This window comes from Cognataquiflexum rubidum (assembly GCF_022538115.1).
Classification (GTDB): Bacteria; Bacteroidota; Bacteroidia; order Cytophagales; family Cyclobacteriaceae; genus Cognataquiflexum; species Cognataquiflexum rubidum.
The window spans coordinates 254,184-278,777 of record NZ_JAKZAL010000004.1; the positions used below are offsets into that span (position 1 = coordinate 254,184).

Below are 24,594 nucleotides of genomic sequence, written 5' to 3' on the forward strand. Positions count from 1 at the left end.
ACTACTTATAGGGTTGTGTTGCGATTGAAACGTTTGCTTCTAAACTTGCAGCGATGCCTCCGATTTCAACCAAATATTCCACCGGAACCTGCTTGTCAATATGTAGGACTACCTGCCCTTTTTTTTCCTTAAGAAGAGTGGTAAGTTCAGATTTGATCTGATCCCTGCTTACTACCCTATCATTAACGGAAAACTTGAGGTCTTTGGTTACCGTCACGGTCACTTCCTGCATGATAATATCCGAAGTTTCGCTTGATGGCAAATTCACAGGAAGCCCTGAAGGGGTAATAAAAGAAGAAGTCAACATGAAAAAAATCAATAACAGGAAGATAATATCTGTCATGGATGACATGCTGAAAGCGGCATCTACTTTATGTTTGGATTGTAAGCCCATATTATTTATCCTGTAATAAGTCTATGAATTCCACAGAGGTATATTCCATACTGTGGACTAATTTGGAAACCTGACTGACCAGGTAATTATAACCTAAGTAGGCAATAATCCCCACTACCAAACCTGCGGCTGTGGTTATCATCGCTTCATAGATCCCTGTTGACAATAATTTGGGGGAAACCATTCCCTCCTCCTGTGCCACTGCAATAAACGCCTGGATCATTCCCGTCACCGTTCCCAAGAAACCAATCATGGGGGCAGCACCTGCAACAGTAGCCAAAATCCCCAGATTTTTTTCCAGCTTATAGATTTCTATTTTTCCGACATTCTCAATGGAAACTTCAATGTTTTTCAGAGGACTTCCAATCCTTTCCAAGCCTTTGGCAATCATGCTCGCAACAGGTGTACTTTCACCCTGACAAAGAAATTTTGCTTGGTCCACTTTGCCGCTCTGCACCAAAATTTTGATTTGGTCCATCAGGTGTTTGGGAGATTTTGCCGCTTTGCGGAGGGTAATCAGTCTTTCCACAAAAATAAAAACCGCGATTACAAAAAGAATGTATAGCGGGATCATCATGTATCCACCTTTGATCAATAAGTCAAGCAACCCGATACTTGGTTTGCCAGGTTCCATCAAAGAAAGAGAATCAGCCATCATTTGGCCATCGGTACTCAAGGTTTGTGCTAAAATCATGTTAATATTTCAAAATCCAAGTAGATTCATTAAAGTCAGCTTTGGCTGCTGCCAATGCTTCGGTTGCAGATTTAAAACTGCTGTACTTTCCAACGGAAAGACGGTAATTTCTGGTATCTCCAGATGGAAAAATCAGCCAGATATCTTTTCCTTTTTCTAAAAAGACCTGAGCTTCTTCCCTTGCTATTTTTTCATTGGGAAGACTGGCGACTACCAAATGGTAATAGCTGACGTCTTCTTTGGCATTCAATACGATCAGCTTTCCACCTGAGGCCGTAGAGTTGGTCGGTGCTGGAATTACTGCGGGAGGTGTTTCCACAACATTAACAGGAAGGCTATCCGCTACAGATTCAGGAAGATTCTCGATTTCAATTTGGGGCTCCACTTGTGGTGTTTCGATTTTTTCTTCTGTTACTTCGGATGTTTCGGTTTTCCCGTTTTGTCCAGGACTATAATAAAGGAAATAAGCCATTGAAGCCAAAACAACCAAAATCAATACAACCAGACTGAGTAACAAAGGAACCCTGTTTTTTTCTTTCTTAGGTTTTTCTTTTGATTTGTGTTGGATGGCAGCAGGTGGGACAACAGAACTTTCTGAGGTTTCTTTTGGAACGGATCCCTTTTCCTTATCTTCATCTGAAAGAGCAAAAGTTTCATTCTGCAAAGGATTCTGTAAGGGCTCGACTTTCACAAAAGGAAAGCCATAGTCTTTATCGTCTGAATTGGGGGTATTTTCAGGATCCTTTTTCATTATCGGTTTAAATCTTTAAAGCCTTGCAAACTAAATGAAATGGGTGAATTGGCAAATTGGTTTTTGAACAAAGGTATCAATCAAAGCCAAAGTAAATCTAAAATTTAATTGTTGCTCCTACAATACCTTGAATTCCCCTTACCGGATAATTCAAAAACCGCTGGTTATTTCTATTCAAAAGGTTATTGCCTATTGCAAATGCTGAAATCCTTTCTGTTATCTGATAATCAGCCTTTAATTGTAAGTCCAAAATCGCAGGTAAGACTTCTGTCAGGTCACTTTGCTGGTTGAATCCAACTATCCCGCCCATCAGATGGGCATTGAAATAAACTAGCCATTTTTCGGCAGGCTTAAATTGATTATTGAGTGTAATCTCCCATTCTGGTCTTTGGTAAGCAGCCCCCAAGGTACTTAAAGAATAATTGAAATAATCTGCAGTTGCCGTCAAATTATACCATCCTTCATATTCCCAACCCACTTTCACAGTATAATTCAGGACTCGGGTCATTTCATCATAAAGCAAATTAAACCTCAAGCTGTCGGAAGGACTATTTGCGAAAAAGTGCATATTCCTATATTTCCCTATATTGAATCCTGCTTCATAAGTGAGGCCTTGAAGCAAGGTTCCTTTGATACCTGCACCTGTTTTGAAGTTTTGGATGGTATTGAGTAATTGGGTACTTGGTCCCAAAAACTGATTCTCCATCACAAAATCGTAGTAAGTTTTCCTCAATACATCTCCTTCGAAAGCCCCATAAATGCCGATTTCTTTGCTCAGCATATATTCGCCACCCAAGGCTGGAAAAACATGAAAATCTGATTTTTTATTGAGTGTCACATCATTTTCAAACACAATATTTACGCCGACGGATATTTTCAATGCCTCATCCCTGTAACTTATGTTTGGCTTGGTTTTAAAGTAATTTCTATTGATATCTCCATAAAACTCATCTTTTGGACTTGTAAGAGATATATCAAAATCAATGGTTCCGTTCAAATTGTCATTATACCAATAAGAAGAATTGGCAGTGATAGAAACCTCATTTTCAGAAGCCAGAAAATTATCATTGAAAGCCCGGATGCCTAGCCTTGCATTGTAATTGACTCCGTCCATTTTGTCAATATTCTGAATGCCCCCAAATAACTGAAAAGTATTAAAGATATTTTGGCTCGGCAGATAGTCCACCAAATTCAGGTTTGCCGGATCAAAACCATAGAAATTGAATTTATGCCTGTCATACTTAACCCCTCCATAAAGCTGAAACACATCCATGAAATAAGTACCGTCTAATCCGAAATCGTTGAAGCTTTCGGCAGATTCAGACCCTCTTACCGGTCCTTTGGCAAAACTTTGGTGCCTGAATTTTGCACCTATATTATAATTTTCATCCTCCCAGAGATTATACCTTCCTTCCAAAAGCGGGGAACCGTAGTTGCCGTATCCTATCCTGGCAAATCCGGGGTATTTTTCCTCTGTCACTTTCGGGAAATTTTTTTGTGAAGCTTCCGCTTTGATCCCAATCGGTGGAAGGGTCAGGAAATATTGCTTCACATCGTAGTTAAAGCTAGTACTTCCTTTTGCAGAAGGCAATGCCGGTGCACGTTCAAATCTTCGAGGCTGCACAGGCAATGTCAGTACCCTGTCCTTTCTGATAATAAATTCCTGGTCTTTGACTTCCCCTTTTTCCTGGCTAAATGCCAATTTGGGAACTCCCACCAATATTATAAGGCCTAAAACAGCAAATATGAAAGCCTTTTGGACGGTTTGTTTCATCTGATTTTCTTTCATACTATTTTATTTCAGCCAATTTTTTATTTGCCATTTCTTTGATTTCAGTGTTATTGGAATTTTCAAGAATTGATTCCAAAGTTGCTTTGGCCTGAAACACCTCATTCAGTTTCAGGTAATTATCAGCCAAAAGAATAAAACATCTTCCATACCAATAATCATGTGGGAAGAATGGGCCTGAGAAGTCAAATATGGTATTGTTCGACTGCTGATAGCTTCCCTTCAAAGCTTGGCTTTCTGCCAAAAGATACAAGCCTTCTGCACCATGAACTGTCTTATATTCATTGATCAAATCCATCAGCGTTTCGTCAGCTTCGGCTGTTTTTTTCAATTGCCGTAGGGATTTGGCTTTAACCAAGGTTGCTTCAGGAACAGCATCTTGGGTCACGCTTCCAAGCGGAATTACTTTATCTGCAAAATATGCAGCAGAATCAAATTTCTGTGTCTCATAATAAGCCCTCATCAACCCTGAGAAGACTTCAAATTCCTCAATTTTATTTCTGGAAAAGTTGATGGCTTCCCTGTAAAAACTTATCGCCTTCTTATAATTATTGTTTTCCATCTCAATGGCGGCAATTCTCGGGACAGCTTTAGACCGTTGAACGGAGGTTTTGACCTTCTCAATTTCATAGAAATAGGCCAGAGCCTGCTCTTTTCTTCCCAACTTGTAATGTGCATCGGCGATGAAGTAATTGGCCTCATCCCTATTGGCAGATTGCGGATAGTTTTTCAAATACCCGGAAAAAGCATTGATGGATTGGTCAAAGGAATTGCTGAAGAAAAGGTTTTTTGCCGCCTCATATTCAAGGTTTTGTAAGCTTTTATTGTCAGGGTTTGCATTTCGGTATGTTCCAAGATATTGGGAAAACTCCCCGGACCTTCCCTGAAGCGCCAAGGCTTCCTGCAATCCAACAAGTGCCGCTTCCGCATTGGAAGAATTGGGATGCCTTTGCAAAATCGTCTTATAATCCTCTATCGTCTGATCATAATTTTGGAGAGAAAAATTGGCCACAGCCCTACCCTCCAAAGCGTAAGGAACAAATTGACTGTTAGGACGGGAAGTGATCAACCTTGAATATCCCTCGCGAGCATCTGCATAGCGTGATTCTTCCATGTTGATCTGCGACTTTTGGTAAAGCGCATCCTCAAAATACAAGCTGTTAGGATATCCCGTGATCAATCTATCCAATTGGCTTATGGCTTCCTGATTTCTGCTTTGGAAATTAAAAACCACCCCTGACCGGAAATAGGCATAATCAACAGAAGAACCTCCCTCATTTATTGCCCTTTGAAAGGCTGTCTGTGCCTCAGGGAATTTTTTCTGGACAAAATACACATCACCTAACCTAACCAAAGCCTCATCATATTTGTCGGGGTCATCGTTTTTGCCTCCCTTTTCGACATACTGTCTGAATTGGGTTTCTGCTTTGGCATATTGCTGTAGGTTAAAAAAGGTGTAGCCTAACCCATAGTAAGATTTCAACAAATAAGGATCGGTAGGTTTTGGATTGAGACTTTGGAGCGTTTCATACGACTTGATGGCTTGGGGACTACGGTCAGTAGTAGCATAGTTTTCTCCCTTCCAAAAATGGGCCTGAATCACCAAATCCCTGTCAACCGGAGAGGCTAAGGATTTATCAAAATAGGTTGTTGCCTGATCATGTTTTTTGTCCCTATAATAGACAATACCTTGGTAGAAAGTGATTTTTTGATAGGCAGCTTTCAGACGATCCGACTTTTTGGGCATTTTTTCAATATGCTCAATGGCCCGCAGGTAATTGTTGGTATTGATGAGCGCATCTGTCAACAACGTTTCGGCTTCATTTGCATAAATCCCATTTGGAAAATTCTCTAAATAAGCATCAAGTGCGTTGACCGCTTCCTGAAAACTCCCCCTCTCTAGATTGACTTTGGCGAAATTCACCAAAGCATCTTCCCTGATTTTTGGATCACTCGTGTTCTTATAGGCAGCGTTGAAGCTTGTTGAAGCAAACTGGGGGTTGTTCAATTTGAGATAAGCATGCCCGAGATAATAACTGGAAACCTGTCCGATTTCATCTTCTATGACTGCGGATACTTTGAAATAGTCTGTAGCTCTTTGGAAGTTTCCAATTTCAAACTGGGCTACTCCCGCTTTGTAGATTTGTGACCTATCCAAATCCCTTTTTTTGGCATTTACAAAAGCATCATAATTCTGTGCTGCCGCTGCAAAATTTCTCTTTTCAAAATAAGCTTCGGCTAAAAATAAATGGATTTCTTCCTTGCGGTCTAGGTTGGGCCGGGATTTCAAAACCGGTTCTGCATAGGCGATCAGTTCATCGAAATACCCTTGTTGGTAATAAATTCCCGCAAGCATATAGGGGACCTTGGGTGCATAGAAATTTGCTTTTTCTGCTTCCTTGAAATCCTTGATAGCCTGATCAAAATTTCCTGCTTCTTTTGAAATAAACCCTGCATAATAATAGGCGTCTGCCGAATACTCACCCCTCTCGACCTTTACCTGATTGAAATAATTCAAGGCATTTTTATTATCCTTGAGCTGAAAAAAAGAATACCCTGTCTTGAAATAGATTTCTGATTTTTGGTCAGGTTTGATGGCTGAAGTTTCGATTTTTTGAAATGCAGGTATAGCCTCCCGGTAATTTTTCTTGTCAAAATAGAAACTGCCTAATATAAATGCCGCCTCGTTCTTTTTGGGATGGTTGGGATATGTCCTTATAAAATTATTGACGAGATCGGCTGCTCCGGGATTTTCTATTTTCAGGGCTGAAATTGCGTGGAAAAAGTCCACCAACACCAGTTGACTTTCATCAAAATAGGCTTCTTTAAGTTCTTCATATTCAAACCTTGAAGCTGAAAAAAGATGTTTGTCGAACAATTCAAAGTTATCGTCTAAAACTTTCTGATTGCCTGATTGGTATAAACCTGTCTGCGCACTTACGGTGTGGGTACTCCACAAAATCAAAAACACTACAAAATTTTTCCTCATGGGTGAATGATGCCTTTAATGCATAATTTTAAATACTAATTCTCTAAGAATTTCCCTGTCTTCCATTTCCCCTGCATCGACTCCCTTAGAACGCAAATCCGCCTCTTTAATGTATGCGAAGCAATCAATAACCTTGCCCAAGCGGAAATTATTCGCAGCAATCCTGTATTCTTTTAGAAAATATGGATGTACCCCGGTCACTCGCGCAAGTTCTGCGTCCGGCATCTGTTTGTTGAAATGGACCAAGGCGACTTTGCTAAAAAAGTTATAAACCAGAGCTATAATCGGTATCACCGGATGGCTTTTGGGGTTTTGAGAAAAATAATGGATGATTTTATTGGCCTTAACCACATCTTTCACTCCCATTGCTTTGGTCAACTCAAAAGTGTTGTATTCCTTATTTATCCCAATGAATTTTTGGATATGGTCTTTGGTGATTTTTGTTTCGCCTTGAAGGTTGAGAAACAGCTTTGAAAGCTCGTTGGAGATTACTTCAAGGTTATTTCCAATGCTGTCCGCCAAAAAAAACGAAGTTGTATTGTCAATAGAATAGCCTTTACTTTTAACAAAACTTTCTATCCAACCGGGCAACAAATTGTCTTTAATCTTCTCAGATTTGACAAAAACAGTGCTTTTGTCCAATTCCCTTGCCAAGGCTTTTCTTCCATCTACACTTTTGTACTTATGAGCAAATACCAAAATGGTGCTTGGAAGGGGATTCTTGATATAATTGATCAGCATCTGATCGATTTCTTCTTTGCCAAGCTGCGGGATATTCTGTGCTTCTTTCACAATGACCACCTGCCTATCGGCCATCATGGGAAACCTGCGGGCATTGTTCAAAATGTCGGGTATTGTGACATCCTTGCCATACATGACCACCTGATTGAAGCCTTTGTCGTGAGGCTGCAAAGCATTGGCCTCAATAAAATCTGATATCTGATCTATAAAAAAAGGTTCCTCACCTTGCAAAAAATAGATAGGTGCATATTTCCCCGATTTGAGGTCTTTCAATACATCTTCTGCTTTATTGGCCATGGTTTGAGTTTTCGGTTCAAAGATATAAAGAAAACATTTTGGGAAAAGAATACCGCATGAGCACTTAGGTAATTTTAAACTTTATTACCCTTAATTTTGTATTTACTTGAAAATACAAATAACAGACGTGGAAGAATTTCAACTAAGTGTGTCCTATTTTAAAGAGGGAAAATTCCAAGAGGCGTTAACCCAAATCAATTTATCCATCGAAGACGATAGTAAAAACCCTGAATTTTACTTTTTCCGGGCAAGGGTTTATACCCGTTTGGGAGATTTTGATTCGGCCTTGAGCGATTTCGACAAACTGATTGACTTTGACCCCTATAATCCCTCCTACATCAACGACAGGGCTGTCGTCCTCCATTTGATGAAGAATAATGAAGAGGCCATGACTGAATTTGACAGGGCTATCAACCTTGACCCTAAAAATCCTTACAGATTTGCAAGCAGGGCATATTTTAGGGACCGAATCGGGGATTTGGCTGGGGCAATTGAGGACTATGAAAAAGCAATAGAACTCGATCCTGAGGACTCAGTAGCTTATAATAACAAAGGCTTGGTGGAGGAAAAATTAGGCTACCAAGAAAGGGCAAAATCAAGTTTCTCAAAAGCCGATGACCTTATTGGGTATAAGCCAAGAGAAACAACCGAATCCTCACCTGAAACAAAAATACAGGACAAAAACCGCACCGAAAATCCGTCCAAGACAGGTACAAAAAAAATGACAGCCGGGAGCTATCTTCAAATGGTCAGAAATATCCTGACCAACCCTTCTACCCGACAAGAGTTTGTAGTATTTATAAAATCAAAGTTTGTTGGTTCTTCAAAATAGAACGCTTACACTTTTTTGATTACAAGTAGTGGCTTATTGATGAAATAAGACATTTTCCTCGAAAGGTTGTTGGAAAAAATCTGTTCAAACCAAGTTTTCTTTTTGCTTAGGGTAATCAGAATATCGCCTTTGGCAATGATCAGGTAATTTTCTAGGCCGAGTCCCGGTTCGTCTCTGTAGGATTTGAGAACAAAGTTCACTTTTTCATATTTGATAAATGGCTTTATCTCTTGCACCATCGTAATATGTAAGGACTTATCGATATTCTTCATCTTGGTACTTACATGGACTATATCGATTTCACTTTCCCAGAATCTGGCCAATTCAACCACTTTTTGAACGGCCAATTTATCTTCTTCCAAATAGTCCGTAGCGTACACCAGCTTTTTTGGGGACTTGAAAAAAACCTTCCTAGGAATAACCATCACATCTCTTTCAGATTTTTCAACCAGCCTACTCGCTCTGGTGCCAATATAATTTTGCTTAAAATCATTGACACCTTCAGTTCCCATGATGATCAGGTCGGCATTATTGGCATCAGCATAATCCAAAATTGTGTTGACAGTCTTTCCTTCAATGAATTCACTTTGGCAGGATTTCAATCCTTTTGGAATACTTTCCTGGCTGACAATTTTCACCAGATTATCCAGCTTTTTTTGAATAAAACTGTATTGGTCTCCGGCGTGAAATTCACTTGAAGCCAGTTTTTGGTAATCTTCCTTGTCAGGGACGTGGAATAAAAATAAATCGGCTTTGTACATTTCTCCCAATTTGGCAGCGTATTCTATGGCATTGAGTGAACATTCAGAGAAATCTGTCGGGCAAACGATCTTAAAAGTAGTGTCCATTTTATTGACTTGTTAATAACCTAAAATTGGGTTTATCTGATTCAGTAGTTTTTTCTTGCTTTTTATCCTTTTATAGTTTTCAATTATTTGTGGTATGGCAGAATTTGGATTTGTTACGCTTGCTATATGCGGCGTAACTGTAATTTTGTCAGAATTCCAAAAGGGATGTTCTTGTGGCAAAGGTTCTTTCCTAAAAACATCCAAAAAAGCACCTGATATGATGCCTTCACCGATTGCTGTCACCAGATCATCTTCTACAAGATGACTGCCTCTCGCTACATTTATGATGTAAGTACCTTTTTTACACTTTCGAAAAAAATCCAGGTTCAGAATATTTTCGGTGCTAGGTGTCAAAGGTAACATACAAATAATAAGGTTTACATTATTTAAAAATTGAGGTAGTTCATCTCCATAGAAATAGGGGTAATCCGTACTTGACTTAGGGCTGTTACCATATCCAAACACCGAAAATCCCAACATCTTCAATTTTTCAATAACATCCCCACCCAATGCCCCGACCCCCATGACTCCAACCTGAAGATCAAGTTCGGGATTACTCATATCCCAAATCTTCTTTTTTTGATTGGACTGATACCTGTACAATTGCCTTTGGTAGTTTAAAGTGGCCATGACCACATAATTGGTCATTGGAACAGTAAGCCCCGGATCAACAATTCTGGTGATCGGCAATGTAAGTGGTATCTCAGGATCACTTAAAATATGGTCAACTCCTGCACCCATTGAGCATATCAGCTTCAGGTTGGGAAATTCCTTGAGAATACCTTTTGGATGCTGCCATAAAATGACAAGCTCTACAGATTCTTTGTCCCCGATATCCGGAAAAATTTGAATGTCGACAGTCGGGTCTGCTTTGTTAAAAGTTTTTACCCAAGAACTAACATCCCTTCCAGGTGAAATAATTGCTATACTCATTCTTCTTTCTAAAATTAAAATCCGGTTCAAAATTGCCTTTCTATTCTATTAATTAAAAAACAATTTTTTAAGCGGTTACAATATGTCCAATCATCCAAAATATTGATTATGCATATTCAAAAAGCCCTAAATTCTACAGATTGAATAATTTATTATCTTTACAAACGTCAATTCTAACTCAACTAAATTAACATACAAAAAAATGAAAAGCAAATCCATTTTATTGCAATTTATAATAATCCTCACATTATCTACTGTTGCTGTAGCCCAACAGATACAAATGCCCCAAGCCAGTCCAACTGCAACCATAAGTCAAAAAATAGGACTTACAGATGTTAGCATTGAATATAGTCGGCCTAGTACCAAAGGAAGAAAAATATTCGGGGAATTAGTTCCATTTGGGGAAGTGTGGAGAACAGGCGCAAACGGTGCTACTATCATCACATTTAAGAATGAAGCAAAAGTCGAAGGAAATATTATTCCTGCCGGATCTTATGCTCTTTATTCCATTCCTGACAAGAATGAATGGACCATTATCCTTTCCAAAAACACAAAACTATGGGGAGCTGTAGGATATGATGCAAAAGATGACCTTGTCAGATTCAAGGTAAAATCGGGAAAAACAGGTCAAAAATACGAAACCATGGAAATCAATTTTGTGGACATGACCGACACAGGAGCTACCATTGCCATGAAATGGGAAACCACCAGGGTCAAATTCAGAATCGAAACCGAGGTAGACAGTATCGTAATGGCTGAAATCAAAGCATTGGTCATTGATAAGGAAGCTGAAAATCCCGGTTTGTTATATCAGGCTGCCAATTATTATTTTACCAATAATAAAGATATGAATCTGGCCTATGAATGGATTACAAAATCTGTCAGCGAAGATCCAAAATACTGGACAATGCACTTAAAAGCTAAAATTGAGCTGGCTTTGGGCAAGAAAAAAGAGGCAATAGAAAGCGCTACAAAATCTATGGAAATGGCCAAGGAAGCTAAAAATCCTGATTACGTCGGTCTTAATGAGAGATTGATCAAATCCATTAAATAATATTTACAACATGTTTAAGATTCTTGATATTGAAAAGTGGTCCCGCAAAGACCACTTTTTGTTTTTCAGCAAATTTGAAGAACCATTTTTTGGGGTGACGGTAAGGCTGAACTGTACAAAAGCCTATCAAAACGCCAAATTAACCGGAAGTTCGTTTTTTCTATATTATCTCCATTCTGCCCTTCAGGCTGCAAATTCCATAGAACCATTCCGGTATAGAATCAGAGATGGCCAAGTATTGATATTTGAAAAAATCAATGCTTCCCCCACCATCAACCGTGAAAATGGGACATTTGGCTTTTCTTACATGGATTACTTTGAGAATTTTAAGGAATTTGAGAAATATGCCAAAATTGAAATAGAAAAAGTGAGAAACAGCACCGGGCTTGATCATTCGGGTTCAGGAGAAAATGTCATCCATTTCTCTTCCATTCCTTGGATTGACTTTACTTCATTGTCACACGCCCGAAGTTTTTCATTTTCTGATTCATGCCCAAAGATCTCATTTGGTAAAGTCACAGATTCTGGGGGAAATAAAACCATGCCAGTATCCATTCACGTACACCATGCCCTGATGGATGGGCATCATGTCGGTCAGTTTATAGATGAATTTCAAAAACTATTGGATAGATGAGCAGCATTCCCATTGGCATAAAAAAAGCAGCAACAATCTGTGTACTCAAAAACGGAGATAGTTTCCTGCTCTTAAAACGACTAAAGGAACCCAATAAAGACCTCTATACCCCTGTCGGAGGCAAATTAGATCCGTACGAAACTCCACTTGACGGTGCCATTAGGGAAACAATGGAAGAAACAGGAATCTTGATCAAAACTATGGATTTTTGTGGCATCCTGACTGAAACGTCCCCTATCAACTACAATTGGATCAGCTATATATACTTGGCCGAAATTGACAAAATACCACCTCCGGATTGTAATGAAGGCACGTTGGAGTGGATTTCATTTGATCAGATATTAAATATCCCTACCCCAAAGACAGATTGGTATATTTACAGATTTCTTTTGGACAAAGAAAAATTCGTTCTTGATTCCGAATATGATGAAAACATGGAGATCAAATGGTTGGTCAATGAGTTGACGGGCGAAAGACTGATCGGATAAATATGAATGTAAGCTTCTCAATCGATTTCAGGACTAAGTGCCAAAAATCACAAAAGTATTTTGTTCAATAAAAGGGATTACTTTTTAATAATATGCTAATTTTGAGCTTAGATCATAAAAAATCCACAGCAATAATGCCCCACAATAAGAAATTTATTATTGATTTTGACAGTACATTTACACAGGTTGAAGCTTTGGATGTGCTGGGAGAAATCAGTCTGAAGAATGATCCAAAACGAGCTGAAAAAATCCAAGCAATCAAAGACATCACCGATCTTGGGATGGAAGGAAGTCTCAACTTCCGCGAAAGTCTCGAAAGAAGGTTGGATATCTTGGAAGCTTCCAAGCCTCAAATCTCTGAGTTGATCACCGAACTGAAAACAAAAGTTTCCAAATCATTTCAGCGGAACAAAGAATTTTTTGAAGAAAACGCAGACAATATCATCATCATTTCCAACGGTTTCAAGGATTTTATCACGCCCATAGTCGGGGAGTATGGAATCAAAGCTGAAAATGTTTTTGCCAATGAGTTTATCTATGACGATGCCGGCAAAATCATAGATTTCAACCGTGACAATGTCCTTTCCAAAAACGGCGGTAAATCCAAAACCATCAAAACACTCAATCTCGAAGGAGACATCTACGTAATTGGAGATGGCTACACGGATTATGAAATCAAAGAATCAGGCCTTGCCAATAAATTCTACGCCTTCACTGAAAATGTCAAAAGACCAAAAGTGACCTCCAAAGCGGACCACATTGCCCCTAGTTTAGATGAAATCCTTTACGTCAATAAAATGAACAAGAAATTCTCTTACCCAAAAAGCCGAATCAATGTACTCCTTCTAGAAAATGTCCACCCAATCGGCGTGGAATTGATGAAACATGAAGGCTATAATGTAGAAGTCATCAGCTCTGCCCTTAACGAAGAAGAACTTGCCGAAAAAATCAAAAACGTCAGTATCCTTGGCATACGCTCCAAAACCAATGTAACCAAAAAAATTCTTGAAAATGCGAATAGGCTGATTTCTATCGGCGCCTTTTGCATCGGTACCAATCAGATTGATTTGGAAACTTGTACAGAAAAGGGCATTGCTGTGTTCAATGCTCCTTTCAGCAACACCCGTTCGGTAGTAGAAATGGCTATTGCTGAAATCATATTCCTGATGCGCGGATTCCATGACAAAAGCCACGGAATGCACAAAGGAATCTGGGACAAATCTGCCTCAGGCAGTTTTGAAATCAGAGGTAAAAAGTTAGGAATTGTAGGATATGGAAATATCGGTGCCCAACTCTCAGTTTTGGCAGAAAACATGGGCATGGATGTCTACTACTATGATGTCATCGAAAAACTTGCGCTCGGAAATGCCACAAAAATCGATTCTTTGGATGAATTGCTCAAGACCTGTGATGTGATAACCCTACATGTGGACGGCCGAAAAGACAACAAATGCCTGATCGACAAATCTAAAATTGAGATGATGAAAAAAGGTTCATATCTCGTCAATCTCAGCCGAGGCCATGTAGTAGATATTCCTGCACTGAAAGCTGCTTTGGAATCAGGACATATTGCCGGTACTGCAGTGGATGTATTCCCTCACGAACCAAAAAATAATGATGAGCCATTCGCTTCAGAATTGATAGGTATGAAAAACACCATCCTGACACCTCACATCGGTGGTTCTACCCTGGAAGCCCAGCAAAACATTGCCAGATTTGTTCCGGGAAAAATCATGGAATACATCAATACAGGAAATACTTACAATTCAGTAAACTTCCCCAATATCCAATTGCCATTCTTAAAAGATGCCCACAGGTTGATCCATGTCCACCATAACGAACCAGGCGTCTTGGCTAAAATCAACCAAATCCTAGCCAGCTACAACATCAACATTGTAGGCCAATACCTCAAGACCAATGAAAAAATCGGATATGTGATTTCTGATATCAATAAGGCTTATTCTCCTGAAATGATTGAAGCTATGAAAGAAATTCCTGGTACGATCAGATTTAGGGTACTTTATTGAGATATTAAAGCAATTGAAAGATTTTAGATTTTAATGCTAAAATAAAGTGGAACTGAGGTTTTGGAAAGTTGTACAATCTCTAAAATTAGGTTATGACCTTCGGTACAAAAATAATCCTGTTTCTGATTCTTCTCCACCTGATCATAGGCTTTGGTTTTATAATCAAACTGATGTTACCAGGTAAAAAAACTGATGAAAAGAAGAAATGAAATTCTTCCTTTGAAAGGTTCAAGATCAAATCTTGGACCTTTTTTCTTTTTTAACGGATAATCCGTAGATCTAAATTTAGAGGATAAACCCGGAAAGTAACTGAAGGAAAATTTTGGGATAATGGATTGATCACAAAGTTGAGTGAAGTTTTATCGACAATAGAAGGCACACCAAAACAAAGGATTCCACTTTGAAGTAATTGAGTTCCGTAATCCTGAGAAACTTTCAAAGGTGGTATTGCATCCCACCCTTCCGGTAACTCATTCATGTCCGGAACAAATACACTTTTGTCTGGAACATCAAACTCCATGACCGAATACAACACATACCTTTCTGAAGAAAATAATTCGGAATCAATCGTAAGTCTTTCTAACAAAGAAGAAGAAATGGATGCGCTCCCATATAAAGCCGGAAAACCTTGAAAATTCCACCTGCCTCCATACAATTTGGCACCTTCACCACTGACATCGCAATATTGATTCAAAGCAATACGGTAAACTTTCATCTATCCTCAAATAGCAATACCGTGCTGCAGGCGCATAATCTCGGTCTTTAAAATATCAAGGCCTTCAGAAACATCAAGAAGATCAAGTGGAATTCTATTACCAATGGTAAAAAGTGGCCTCTCCATCCAACGCCTAAAACCCTCACTGCCAAAATAATTGGTACCCAAAGCATATAACTCTGCCAATTCATACATCTTTTCAGATTGAACGACATCAAAAACATCTTTTCTCTGAAGTGTCTTAGCGGAGACAGCCAAAGCTGCCGCCAAAGTATTATTATCAAGACCCGATATTTCTTTCAATCCCTCAAAGGATCTCTTTTTTAGGCCTTTACGGAAAGTATCCACCCTTTGGAATGGCTCATCCAATCTTCCGTATTCCACATTCAAAATGTCATGGGCAGACAATCGGGACTTTTTGTAATAGGCCACCGCGGGCTCGCTTACAATTGAGGGTTTCTTTTCCATTCCAATATCACGTAATTTGTCCTCTAAGATAACGTAATTTGTCCGGTAAATCTATATATTTTCTCACTTTTTTTCGGAGACAAAATTCCTTCCTTTCTCTTCAATTAATTTCTCGAAAATTTATCAGAATAAGTTTAGTTTAAATTTGGAAAAACTATAAGCTTTCACGAAATTTAAACTCAACTTTCGCCACTTTGCTATGATTAAGAAAATCCTCAGCTTCGTACTCACTGGTTTACTTTTTATTTCTTGTGCAGAAAAAGAAGATCCTGAAACTATTTTTGGTGAATATCTGCCACAATCAATAATTGCTGAACAACCATTGGATCTCACGGGAGATGGTTATGTTTCAGAGAATTTACTCGCACAACTAGAAAGTAAAGGTGAATATTCAGGATTAACTTTTCTAAATCTCTATAGCCCTGAATATTTTAACGTTAATTTTTCTCAAGTCATTCTTAGGCTTCCCCATCATTTTGAATTTGAAAACAAAGTTTACTTAGAGTTTTATCAGAATGGAAGAAGAGTCGACAAAGAAAGTAATGGAGCACTTACTTTATCTTGGAATACATATCCCTATCAATTTGAGTTTCCAGAGCAAATCCATGAGGAAATTGTCATTGAAACTCTAAAAACCAATCTTGGAAATAACTATGTGGAATTGGTGACTTCACAAAGACTGTTTGACCATTCCACAAATGAATGGGTAGATGCAAAGGTTACCTATTCTTTCCAAAAGGTTAATCATTGAAATTGGATGTCGGAAATAAGAAAAAACTCTTCTGTGAGTATTTGGAGGCAGTAAATATTTTTCAACCCACTAATCATTCTTAGTCCTGATTTAAGTTCCTTAATAAAATCAAGTCTGACCTTTAGGGCTCTTTCCATTTTGGTTGAAGGTTTTGAACTATAGGCTTTTTTAAATTAAAAAAAACACCAATTTTACCAGCTTAAGGGTCAGCCTCCTGGATAATACCCCTATGTCTTTCCACAAAAAATCCCTTTCTTTGCCCTAGTCAAAATTCCCCTTCCCTTATGAAGATTATTGCCATCGGAAGAAACTACGCGGAACATATCGAGGAACTGAAAAACGAACGCCCCTCCGCCCCTGTCGTATTCCTGAAGCCTGATACAGCCGTTCTCAAAAACAACGCTCCCTTCTACCATCCTGACTTTTCGGGAAATATCCACCATGAAGTAGAATTGGTTTTGAAGGTGTGTAAGGAAGGCAAACATATCCAAAAAAAATTTGCTGACCGGTACTTTGATGAAATCGGGATCGGGATTGACTTCACTGCAAGAGACCTGCAGGATAAATGCAAAGCAAAAGGACTTCCTTGGGAAATCGCCAAAGCTTTTAACGGATCCGCTCCCATCGGGGAATTTTTACCTGTGTCGGAGTTCAAAAATTTTGCAGATATCAATTTTCACCTCCATATCAATGGGGAGTTGAGGCAAAAAGGAAATACTTCCACGATGTTGTTTGATTTTGCTGTAATCATTGAATATGTGTCCCAATTTTTCACCTTGAAAAAAGGGGACCTCATCTTTACAGGAACTCCTGCGGGGGTTGGAAAAGTCTCTGTTGGAGATAGGTTAGAAGCGTTTATAGAAGACAAAAAGCTATTGGATTTTGAAGTCAAGTAAATACCTCCTCATTTTATTTTTATTTTTTCCTTTCCTCCTCCATGCCCAGGAATACCTTTTTCCGGTCAAGCCCGGAAGCAGAAATCTCCTATCAGGAAATTTCAGTGAGATCCGTCCCAACCATTTCCATTCGGGAATAGATGTCAAAATCGGCGGTGTCGATGGAGAACCCATCCTCGCCATATCTGATGGATACGTGTACAGGATCAAAATTTCTTCCTTTGGCTATGGCAATATCATCTACCTCAAGCATACCAACGGCCAATCTTCCGTCTATGCCCATCTTCGGAATCTCTCTCCCAAGATCATGGAATTCATGCGGAAGGAGATGTACTTTGCCCAGAAAAACGAATTGGAAGTATTTCCTGATCCTGAATTCCTCCCCATCAAAAAAGGGGAAATCATAGGAAATGGTGGCAATACAGGGAGTTCAGGCGGACCGCACTTACATTTCGAAATCAGAGATAGCCTTGACCGTGCCATAGACCCATTTATTTTTAGGTTCAAAGAAGTAGTGGACAAAACACCTCCGGTTTTATACAAAATCGCCCTAAGCCCACTCGATTCTGATGCTAGGGTCAATGGCCGATACCAAAGACAAGAATTTACCCCCATCATCGAAGGCGGAAGGTATATTCTTCACCAACCTGTAAAAATTACTGGACGGGTTGGTGTAGAAATCTATGCGGTGGATAAAATGGACGGTGTCAATAATATTTTTGGGATTCCGGTCATAGAAATGCTCGAAAACGAAAAACCGCTTTACCGTATCAATGTTGACCATGTCGACTTCAATAAAGGGAGGTTCTTTTTGAGTCATATGTACCAAAACAGGTTTATCAGACTCTACCAGTATCCCAACAATCAACTCAAGATATACGAACCGGATTCCCTGACTGCCGGCGCTATCTCTGCCAAAACAGGGGAGAAAAAGCAGCTAAAAGTCACGATGAAAGACTACTTCGGCAATGCCCGGGTTCTAAGTCTGCAGGTCGAGGGAGAAGATGCAAAAACTCAGATAGGAAGCCAGGCCATTTCTGCAAATAAGACTACCAATATATCATTCAATAAGGAAGTGATGGTCATTCAGACTGCCGGTTCAGAATGGGGTACTTTGGCCAAGGTTTTTGTAAACAGTCTTGAAATGGAAATCCCTCCTGCCTATATCCAAGATGGCCGAAGAAACTACCTTTGGGATATGCGCTATGGCGTTCCTGACTCGGTAGACCTTTGTACAGAAATCATTAAACCCGGTGTCCTTGTCAAAATTCCCTTTGGCGAAGAAATCTCTTTTGCCAATAATGATGTCGAAATCAAATTTTCAGAAAACACACTTTTGGATGATCTATTTCTCCGCATAGAAAGGAAAAAAAATGGCAATGGGCCATCCATCAGAATCAACAGTCCTTCTGAATACCTTCAAAGCAACATGGAAGTACTTATCAGAAATACCGGATATATAGGAGACAAAAAAAACACCCATGTCTATTTTCAGGCAGATAATGGACGAAAATCCTTCGTTGGTGGTGAATGGGAATCAGAAGATATCAGATTCAAAACCAGAAATTTTGGTACTTTTGTTCTGGACGTCGATAGGTCCGCTCCTACAATTGCCCCGGTCAGGGTCAATGCCTCAGAGTTGAGATTTGTGATCAAAGATAATAAATCCGGTATCAAAGATTTTGAAGCTTACGTTGACGGAAAATGGATACTCATGAGGTATGAACACAAACAAAGTGTGATCTGGTCCGAAAAATTAGATAAACAACCATTCAAAGGAGAAGTTCTATTGATAGTAAGGGATATGGCAGGGAATGAAAAACGCTATACCACCAAACTTTAATCAATCTTCAACTTTAAACAAAAACCATTATGTCATTAGCAGTAGGAAATCCGGCGCCAAGTTTTGAAGCCAAAGACCAAAACGGAAACATCATCAAACTTTCCGACTTCAAAGGAAGAAAAGTCGTCCTTTATTTTTATCCAAAAGATGCCACCCCGGGATGTACGGCACAAGCCTGCAACCTCAGAGACAATTATGAAGCATTGCAAAAAGCAGGTTTTATCGTGATTGGAGTAAGTTCAGATTCTGAAAAATCCCACCTCAAATTTATCGAAAAACAAAATCTCCCCTTCCCGCTCATTGCTGATGAAGACCTCACAGTCCATGAAGCATACGGTACCTGGGTAGAAAAATCCATGTATGGCAGAAAGTATATGGGAACTGCAAGAACCACTTTTGTCATAGATGAAAATGGGATTTTGACAGAAATAATCGAAAAAGTAGATACTAAAAACCATACCAATCAAATACTCAAATAATTCCAACTAATGGAAAAACAATCTATCGATCAACTCAAACAAATCTGTTCTCAAGTTAGAAGGGATTGCCTCCGTATGGTTCATGCCGTACAGTCAGGACACCCTGGCGCTGCCTTAGGCCTCACTGAATATTTTGTTGCGCTCTATTTCAATGAGATGACGCACGACAGCAAATTCAAGATGGATGGCAAGGGTGAAGACATGTTCTTTCTTTCCAATGGGCACGTTTCTGCACTTTGGTACAGTGTATTGGCCAGAAGCGGATACTTCAGCACAGAGGAATTGGAGACATTCAGGAAATTGAATTCACGGCTTCAGGGGCATCCGGCTACTCATGAGGGACTTCCGGGAATCAGAATCGCTTCCGGTTCATTGGGACAGGGACTTTCTGTAGCCATCGGTGTTGCCCAAGCCAAAAAAATTGATGAGGACGACAAGCTTGTCTATGTGATGATGGGTGACGGCGAGCAACAGGAAGGTCAGATTTGGGAAGCCGGCATGTACGCTGCGCACCACAAAGTAGACAACCTGATTGCGGCCATTGACTATAACGGGCAACAGATAGATGGACCAACACTCAAGGTAATGGATCTGAAGAATCTGAAAGCAAAATGGGAAGCATTTGGATGGGATGTGATCGAAGTAAAAAAAGGAAACGATATAGAATCAGTAGTAAATGGTCTGGCTAAAGCAAGAGGACTTACCGGAAAAGGAAAACCTGTGATGATTCTCCTGTATACCGAAATGGGTTACGGAGTAGACTTCATGGTAGGCACTCACAAATGGCATGGTGTGGCACCGAGTGATGCTGAACTTGAAAATGCTTTGGGACAATTGGAAGAAACTTTAGGAGACTATTAAAATGGAAAAGACCTTAGACTTAAAATATACCTACACGGATAAAAAAGATACCCGCTCAGGATTCGGTGACGGATTGTTGGAAGCAGGACGTAATAATCCAAATGTCGTAGGACTTTGTGCTGACCTGATCGGATCATTGAAAATGGGAGCCTTTCAAAAAGAATTTCCTGAAAGATTTTTTCAGGTAGGTATCGCTGAAGCAAACATGATAGGTTTGGCTGCAGGTATGGCTATTGGAGGAAAAATTCCTTTTACGGGTACTTTTGCCAACTTTTCCACAGGAAGGGTTTATGATCAGATCAGGCAATCTGTGGCTTATTCCGACAAAAACGTCAAAATATGTGCCTCTCATGCAGGCTTGACTTTGGGAGAAGACGGAGCAACACACCAAATTTTGGAAGATGTGGGCATGATGCGCATGTTGCCGCATATGACTGTCATCAATCCATGCGATTACAATCAAACCAAAGCCGCAACTTTAGCCTTGGTAGACCATGTCGGTCCCGCATATTTGAGATTTGGACGTCCTGTTTGGCCAATTTTCACACCGGCAGACCAAAAATTCGAAATCGGTAAAGCATGGAAAATGATCGAAGGTAAAGATGTAACCATCTTCGCAACAGGACATTTGGTTTGGGAAGCTGTCGTGGCAGAAGCCATGCTCCGCGAAGAAGGCATCTATGCAGAAGTGATCAATATCCACACCATCAAGCCTTTTGATGAAGCGGCAGTGTTGGCTTCCATTGCCAAAACAGGATGTGCTGTATCCGCAGAAGAACATCAGATCAACGGTGGCTTGGGAGATAGCATTGCACAGTCTTTGGCAAGAAACAACCCTGCTCCGCTAGAATATATCGGAGTATTGGATTCCTTTGGAGAATCAGGTACGCCCACTCAATTATTGGAAAAATATGGTTTGAATGCAGAAAATATTGTGAAGGCAGCCAAAAAAGCTATCGCAAGAAAATAAAATATGAATATCCGCAATGTTGCACGTTGGGCTTTTGGAGACTTTATCGAATGCGGATATTCGTCCACGGACGACAGTCCATTGTCCACAGAACCGCTAATTGTTCCCCAACCATAATTTATTTGGTTAAGTGTAATAAAACGGATACACATAAATAAAATATAAAGCGTAAAAATTTGAAACCGTGGTGGCTTTTCCATCACGGTTTTTTTAATTTTAGGTTATCCTTAACCCAACATGATAATCATGATGAAATTCCTGCTCTACCTTTTTATTTTGTCCCTTTTCATGTTTGGTCCTGATAACTGTTCTTCCAAAAAAACAGCCTTCCAAACCGGTGCATTGGATTCAGACTATATTGCCACTTCCCAGCTTTCCACTTCAAATTCTTTTGCTAAAAGTCCTGTGGGAAACATCAATCTTGAAAACTTCAAGGCAGAAAAAAGAACTTTGGTCGGTGTTTATTTTATGCCGTCGTGGAATCTTTCAGCAGATCCAAACAATGACATTGATAGTTTTTGGTCTTGCCTAACTGGAAATGAGAACTGTGGTCACACAAACAATACTGCTATTTGGGGCCCAAAAGGCCGAATTTACAATGCAAGCTATCCTTACGAGGGCCCATTTTTGGAAAGGAAACCGCACTCTAGTCTCAAGGGTTTTTACAAAAGAAATGATCCTGAAGTTGCCAAAAAGCAGCTGGAATATATGAAAAGCTATGGTATTGATTTTTTTGCTTTCAATTGGTTCTTTGGAAGGCATTATTATTACCATTTGAATTTTGCACCACAGGCAGATACTTACTATCCGGCAGGATGGAAAACAGATCCCGCAAGAGATGGCCGTGTCGAAGTTCCTGGAATCGAACAATGGAATGAACAATTGACTGTTTTGTTGAGTGAGAATGAAAAATTACCCGAAGACAAACAAATGAAATGGGCCATCAATTGGGTAGATGACAGTGAAGACAGGTGGAGGCTTTGGCTGGATCTTGGGTCTCCAGAAAGCCTTGCAGCCGGAAGGAATTATCCGGGAGAGATTCCAGATAAGCAACTTTTTCTCAAAGTCCATGATAAAATCACCCAACTATGGATTGACAAATATTTTGGCAGAAAAGATTATCTCAAGGATGAAACGGGAAGACCGATAGTGTATCTCTATTTTCCACAAGATCTGGAATCAAGGGCTGCTTTCTATGGCATTACCATGAAGGAATTGCTTGACAGGTCCAAAAATTTAGCACAAAAAGCAGGATACAAAGGAATAAAATTCATCGCTGCAGCCGCAGGAGCCATGGCTCAAAGAGAAAAACTATATGCACTTCCGACCAAATGGGTAGCAGTGAATGCGAAGGAGCCCTGGAGAGGTGGAAGTTATACCAACAAACTGCTTTTTCAAAATTATGTACCCAGATTGAAGGGAATGGGATTTGAGGGAATGACGGCATATCTTTACCATACTTTTATGGAAAGGGATAATAAAAGCTTCGGTGACATGCGGTCTACTTACAGAAGTCATTGGGAAAAATGGTCTGAGATGTTCAAAAATGATCCCAATTTTGAATACCAAATTCCTGTGGCCATGGGTTGGGACATGAGACCGATGGGAGGTACATGGCCGCAACAAACAGGATTCCCGAGCGAGCCAATCAAAGACAATGTCCACAGCACGAAATCAACATTCAGGGATAAACTTCTTGAAGCTCAGAAATTTTCAGAAAAATACAGGGCATCAAACGGAAACACGGTGATGATATGCTGTTGGAATGAATACCTTGAAGGCAATTATATCGAACCTACCGAAGGTCATGGATTTGATTATTTGGAGGCCATTAAGGAGGTATTTGCTAAGGGAAATTGAAATATATGATTATCCGCTACTTTGCTATTATCCCAAAAATAATGATTTAAACTGCAGATAATCAGTCCATAGACCACTGTCGACAGTCCATAGCCACTGCAATGGATTTTCAATCCGGGTTTTACATGGTTTGTGGCAAAAAGCATACATACATATTGAAATAATTCAGAATAATTAACGAAGGATAAAAAATGTCGACACCAATAAGAATCCTTGTAGTTGGTTGTGGAAATATGGGAGCTTCCCATGCCACCTCCTATCACAATATGCCTGAATTTGAAATCTGTGGCCTTGTGGCAAGAGGAGAAAGTAAACTCAGACTGAATGAGAAATTAGGAAGTAAATATGCCTTATTCGATGATTTTGAATTGGCTCTGAACAAATCGAAACCGGATGCGGTGTGCATTTCTACCTATCCCGATACGCATGAGGAAATGGCCATCAAAGCTTTGGAAAGTGGTTGCCATGTCTTTATCGAAAAACCATTGGCCGACACGGTAGAAGGTTCACAACGAATCATAGACGCTTCCAAAAAAGCCAATAAAAAAGTGGTTGTAGGTTATATTTTGAGACATCATCCTTCTTGGGAGAGATTTATACAAGAAGCACATAAACTCGGCAAACCTCTAGTCATGCGGATGAACCTCAACCAGCAAAGCCATGGTTACATGTGGGATGTGCATAAAAATCTCATGAAAAGTTTGAGTCCGATTGTGGATTGTGGCGTGCATTATATTGATGTGATGTGCCAAATGACCCGGTCAAAGCCAGTTTCTGTATCTGCTATCGGGGCAAGGTTATCTGATGAAATACCCCTTGACAATTACAATTATGGCCAACTTCAGATCAGGTTTGAGGATGGTTCAGTAGGATGGTATGAGGCAGGTTGGGGGCCAATGATTTCCGACAATGCCTTTTTTATCAAGGATGTCTTTGGCCCAAAAGGAGCAGTATCAATCGTAGCAAAATCTGCTGGGTCAGCCGGGAAATCAGACAATGTGGATTCCCATACCAAAACCGAAAGCATCAAAGTCCATCATGCTGATTTAGATAAAAAAAATCATTTTACAAAAAAAGATTTTTGGATCGATATGACGGATGAACCTGATCATCAAGGGCTTTGTGACCGGGAGCAACAGTATTTCCTTAAGGCTATCCAGCAAAACATTGACCTGACTGATCATTTGGAAGATGCCATCAATAGCCTAAGGATTGCCTTCGCCTGTGATGAATCTGTGAAATCCGGAAATATAGTTTTCCTCTAAAACCAATTAAAAAAG

General features: G+C 39.7%; 23 protein-coding genes. 13 read left to right on the forward strand and 10 right to left on the reverse strand.

The annotated features are described in order from the left end of the window. Position 1: 1 nt before the first annotated feature. The 6 genes from MMU05_RS06990 to holA all read right to left on the reverse strand — a co-directional run bounded on the left by MMU05_RS06990 (position 2) and on the right by holA (position 7,655). On the reverse strand, positions 2-394 hold the full coding sequence (locus MMU05_RS06990; protein WP_241140960.1) for an ExbD/TolR family protein: 393 nt from the start codon (positions 392-394) through the stop codon (positions 2-4). Between the two features lies 1 nt (position 395). Further along, positions 396-1,088 (reverse strand): MotA/TolQ/ExbB proton channel family protein, encoded by a 693-nt coding sequence (locus MMU05_RS06995; protein ID WP_241140961.1) that lies wholly within the window; start codon positions 1,086-1,088, stop codon positions 396-398. 1 nt (position 1,089) lies between these two features. Further along, positions 1,090-1,839, reverse strand: a complete 750-nt coding sequence (locus MMU05_RS07000; RefSeq protein WP_241140962.1) for an SPOR domain-containing protein — start codon at positions 1,837-1,839, stop codon at positions 1,090-1,092. A 97-nt stretch (positions 1,840-1,936) separates the two neighbouring features. Further along, positions 1,937-3,613, reverse strand: a complete 1,677-nt coding sequence (locus MMU05_RS07005) for a TonB-dependent receptor (protein WP_241140963.1) — start codon at positions 3,611-3,613, stop codon at positions 1,937-1,939. Between the two features lie 16 nt (positions 3,614-3,629). Next, positions 3,630-6,617, reverse strand: coding sequence for a tetratricopeptide repeat protein (locus MMU05_RS07010; protein WP_241140964.1), 2,988 nt, complete (start codon positions 6,615-6,617; stop codon positions 3,630-3,632). Positions 6,618-6,632: 15 nt separating this feature from the next. Beyond that, positions 6,633-7,655, reverse strand: coding sequence for a DNA polymerase III subunit delta (holA, locus tag MMU05_RS07015; protein ID WP_241140965.1), 1,023 nt, complete (start codon positions 7,653-7,655; stop codon positions 6,633-6,635). Positions 7,656-7,761: 106 nt separating this feature from the next. On the opposite strand from holA, the gene MMU05_RS07020 reads away from it, so the two are divergent. Further along, positions 7,762-8,487, forward strand: coding sequence for a tetratricopeptide repeat protein (locus MMU05_RS07020; protein ID WP_241140966.1), 726 nt, complete (start codon positions 7,762-7,764; stop codon positions 8,485-8,487). A 5-nt stretch (positions 8,488-8,492) separates the two neighbouring features. On the opposite strand, the gene MMU05_RS07025 is transcribed toward MMU05_RS07020, so the two are convergent. After that, on the reverse strand, positions 8,493-9,335 hold the full coding sequence (locus tag MMU05_RS07025) for a universal stress protein (protein WP_241140967.1): 843 nt from the start codon (positions 9,333-9,335) through the stop codon (positions 8,493-8,495). Between the two features lie 12 nt (positions 9,336-9,347). Then, positions 9,348-10,268, reverse strand: a complete 921-nt coding sequence (locus MMU05_RS07030) for a 2-hydroxyacid dehydrogenase (RefSeq protein WP_241140968.1) — start codon at positions 10,266-10,268, stop codon at positions 9,348-9,350. 202 nt (positions 10,269-10,470) lie between these two features. Here MMU05_RS07030 and MMU05_RS07035 point away from each other — a divergent pair, with 202 nt between their 5' ends. The 4 genes from MMU05_RS07035 (at position 10,471) to serA (ending at position 14,471) form a co-directional block, all read left to right on the forward strand. After that, entirely contained in the window at positions 10,471-11,322 is an 852-nt protein-coding gene (locus MMU05_RS07035; RefSeq protein ID WP_241140969.1) for a DUF2911 domain-containing protein, read from the forward strand. Positions 11,323-11,332: 10 nt separating this feature from the next. Then, complete coding sequence (locus MMU05_RS07040) at positions 11,333-11,956, forward strand: CatA-like O-acetyltransferase (protein WP_241140970.1); 624 nt, start codon at positions 11,333-11,335, stop codon at positions 11,954-11,956. Then, positions 11,953-12,444: an NUDIX hydrolase gene (locus tag MMU05_RS07045; protein WP_241140971.1), complete on the forward strand. Its 492-nt coding sequence runs from the start codon at positions 11,953-11,955 to the stop codon at positions 12,442-12,444. Before MMU05_RS07040 ends, MMU05_RS07045 begins: the two co-directional genes overlap by 4 nt. A 134-nt stretch (positions 12,445-12,578) precedes the next feature. Then, positions 12,579-14,471, forward strand: coding sequence for a phosphoglycerate dehydrogenase (serA, locus tag MMU05_RS07050; RefSeq protein WP_241140972.1), 1,893 nt, complete (start codon positions 12,579-12,581; stop codon positions 14,469-14,471). Between the two features lie 259 nt (positions 14,472-14,730). On the opposite strand, the gene MMU05_RS07055 is transcribed toward serA, so the two are convergent. Together MMU05_RS07055 and MMU05_RS07060 are read right to left on the reverse strand one after the other, a co-directional pair. Then, complete coding sequence (locus tag MMU05_RS07055) at positions 14,731-15,186, reverse strand: RES family NAD+ phosphorylase (RefSeq protein WP_241140973.1); 456 nt, start codon at positions 15,184-15,186, stop codon at positions 14,731-14,733. 6 nt (positions 15,187-15,192) lie between these two features. Beyond that, entirely contained in the window at positions 15,193-15,654 is a 462-nt protein-coding gene (locus MMU05_RS07060) for an antitoxin Xre/MbcA/ParS toxin-binding domain-containing protein (RefSeq protein ID WP_241124672.1), read from the reverse strand. A 199-nt stretch (positions 15,655-15,853) separates the two neighbouring features. Here MMU05_RS07060 and MMU05_RS07065 point away from each other — a divergent pair, with 199 nt between their 5' ends. From MMU05_RS07065 to MMU05_RS07100, 8 genes are all read left to right on the forward strand, one after another. Then, the gene (locus MMU05_RS07065; RefSeq protein ID WP_241140974.1) at positions 15,854-16,405 is read left to right on the forward strand and encodes a hypothetical protein; all 552 of its coding nucleotides are present in this window, start codon (positions 15,854-15,856) and stop codon (positions 16,403-16,405) included. 284 nt (positions 16,406-16,689) lie between these two features. After that, entirely contained in the window at positions 16,690-17,301 is a 612-nt protein-coding gene (locus MMU05_RS07070; protein WP_241140975.1) for a fumarylacetoacetate hydrolase family protein, read from the forward strand. Beyond that, entirely contained in the window at positions 17,288-19,144 is a 1,857-nt protein-coding gene (locus tag MMU05_RS07075; RefSeq protein ID WP_241140976.1) for a M23 family metallopeptidase, read from the forward strand. The genes MMU05_RS07070 and MMU05_RS07075 overlap by 14 nt, the downstream gene beginning before the upstream one ends. Positions 19,145-19,173: 29 nt before the next feature. Next, the gene (gene bcp / locus MMU05_RS07080) at positions 19,174-19,623 is read left to right on the forward strand and encodes a thioredoxin-dependent thiol peroxidase (RefSeq protein WP_241140977.1); all 450 of its coding nucleotides are present in this window, start codon (positions 19,174-19,176) and stop codon (positions 19,621-19,623) included. Positions 19,624-19,632: 9 nt separating this feature from the next. After that, on the forward strand, positions 19,633-20,484 hold the full coding sequence (locus MMU05_RS07085) for a transketolase (protein WP_241140978.1): 852 nt from the start codon (positions 19,633-19,635) through the stop codon (positions 20,482-20,484). A 1-nt stretch (position 20,485) separates the two neighbouring features. Beyond that, positions 20,486-21,454, forward strand: coding sequence for a transketolase family protein (locus MMU05_RS07090; RefSeq protein WP_241140979.1), 969 nt, complete (start codon positions 20,486-20,488; stop codon positions 21,452-21,454). A gap of 246 nt (positions 21,455-21,700) precedes the next feature. Further along, positions 21,701-23,314: a glycoside hydrolase family 99-like domain-containing protein gene (locus MMU05_RS07095; protein ID WP_241140980.1), complete on the forward strand. Its 1,614-nt coding sequence runs from the start codon at positions 21,701-21,703 to the stop codon at positions 23,312-23,314. Positions 23,315-23,505: 191 nt separating this feature from the next. Beyond that, positions 23,506-24,579: a Gfo/Idh/MocA family protein gene (locus tag MMU05_RS07100; RefSeq protein WP_241140981.1), complete on the forward strand. Its 1,074-nt coding sequence runs from the start codon at positions 23,506-23,508 to the stop codon at positions 24,577-24,579. Positions 24,580-24,594 lie beyond the last annotated feature (15 nt).

Excerpts from the sequence above, each read along its gene's own strand:
- MMU05_RS07055 (WP_241140973.1), bottom strand. The coding sequence starts at position 15,186 with ATGAAAGTTTACCGTATTGCTTTGAATCAATATTGCGATGTCAGTGGT.
- MMU05_RS07025 (WP_241140967.1), bottom strand. The coding sequence starts at position 9,335 with ATGGACACTACTTTTAAGATCGTTTGCCCGACAGATTTCTCTGAATGT.
- MMU05_RS07100 (WP_241140981.1), top strand. The coding sequence starts at position 23,506 with ATGTCGACACCAATAAGAATCCTTGTAGTTGGTTGTGGAAATATGGGA.
- MMU05_RS07005 (WP_241140963.1), bottom strand. The coding sequence starts at position 3,613 with ATGAAACAAACCGTCCAAAAGGCTTTCATATTTGCTGTTTTAGGCCTT.
- MMU05_RS07085 (WP_241140978.1), top strand. The coding sequence starts at position 19,633 with ATGGAAAAACAATCTATCGATCAACTCAAACAAATCTGTTCTCAAGTT.
- MMU05_RS07060 (WP_241124672.1), bottom strand. The coding sequence starts at position 15,654 with ATGGAAAAGAAACCCTCAATTGTAAGCGAGCCCGCGGTGGCCTATTAC.
- MMU05_RS07045 (WP_241140971.1), top strand. The coding sequence starts at position 11,953 with ATGAGCAGCATTCCCATTGGCATAAAAAAAGCAGCAACAATCTGTGTA.
- MMU05_RS07040 (WP_241140970.1), top strand. The coding sequence starts at position 11,333 with ATGTTTAAGATTCTTGATATTGAAAAGTGGTCCCGCAAAGACCACTTT.
- bcp (WP_241140977.1), top strand. The coding sequence starts at position 19,174 with ATGTCATTAGCAGTAGGAAATCCGGCGCCAAGTTTTGAAGCCAAAGAC.
- MMU05_RS07095 (WP_241140980.1), top strand. The coding sequence starts at position 21,701 with ATGATGAAATTCCTGCTCTACCTTTTTATTTTGTCCCTTTTCATGTTT.
- holA (WP_241140965.1), bottom strand. The coding sequence starts at position 7,655 with ATGGCCAATAAAGCAGAAGATGTATTGAAAGACCTCAAATCGGGGAAA.
- MMU05_RS07010 (WP_241140964.1), bottom strand. The coding sequence starts at position 6,617 with ATGAGGAAAAATTTTGTAGTGTTTTTGATTTTGTGGAGTACCCACACC.
- MMU05_RS07065 (WP_241140974.1), top strand. The coding sequence starts at position 15,854 with ATGATTAAGAAAATCCTCAGCTTCGTACTCACTGGTTTACTTTTTATT.
- MMU05_RS07030 (WP_241140968.1), bottom strand. The coding sequence starts at position 10,268 with ATGAGTATAGCAATTATTTCACCTGGAAGGGATGTTAGTTCTTGGGTA.
- MMU05_RS07070 (WP_241140975.1), top strand. The coding sequence starts at position 16,690 with ATGAAGATTATTGCCATCGGAAGAAACTACGCGGAACATATCGAGGAA.
- MMU05_RS07035 (WP_241140969.1), top strand. The coding sequence starts at position 10,471 with ATGAAAAGCAAATCCATTTTATTGCAATTTATAATAATCCTCACATTA.
- MMU05_RS06995 (WP_241140961.1), bottom strand. The coding sequence starts at position 1,088 with ATGATTTTAGCACAAACCTTGAGTACCGATGGCCAAATGATGGCTGAT.
- serA (WP_241140972.1), top strand. The coding sequence starts at position 12,579 with ATGCCCCACAATAAGAAATTTATTATTGATTTTGACAGTACATTTACA.
- MMU05_RS07000 (WP_241140962.1), bottom strand. The coding sequence starts at position 1,839 with ATGAAAAAGGATCCTGAAAATACCCCCAATTCAGACGATAAAGACTAT.
- MMU05_RS06990 (WP_241140960.1), bottom strand. The coding sequence starts at position 394 with ATGGGCTTACAATCCAAACATAAAGTAGATGCCGCTTTCAGCATGTCA.
- MMU05_RS07090 (WP_241140979.1), top strand. The coding sequence starts at position 20,486 with ATGGAAAAGACCTTAGACTTAAAATATACCTACACGGATAAAAAAGAT.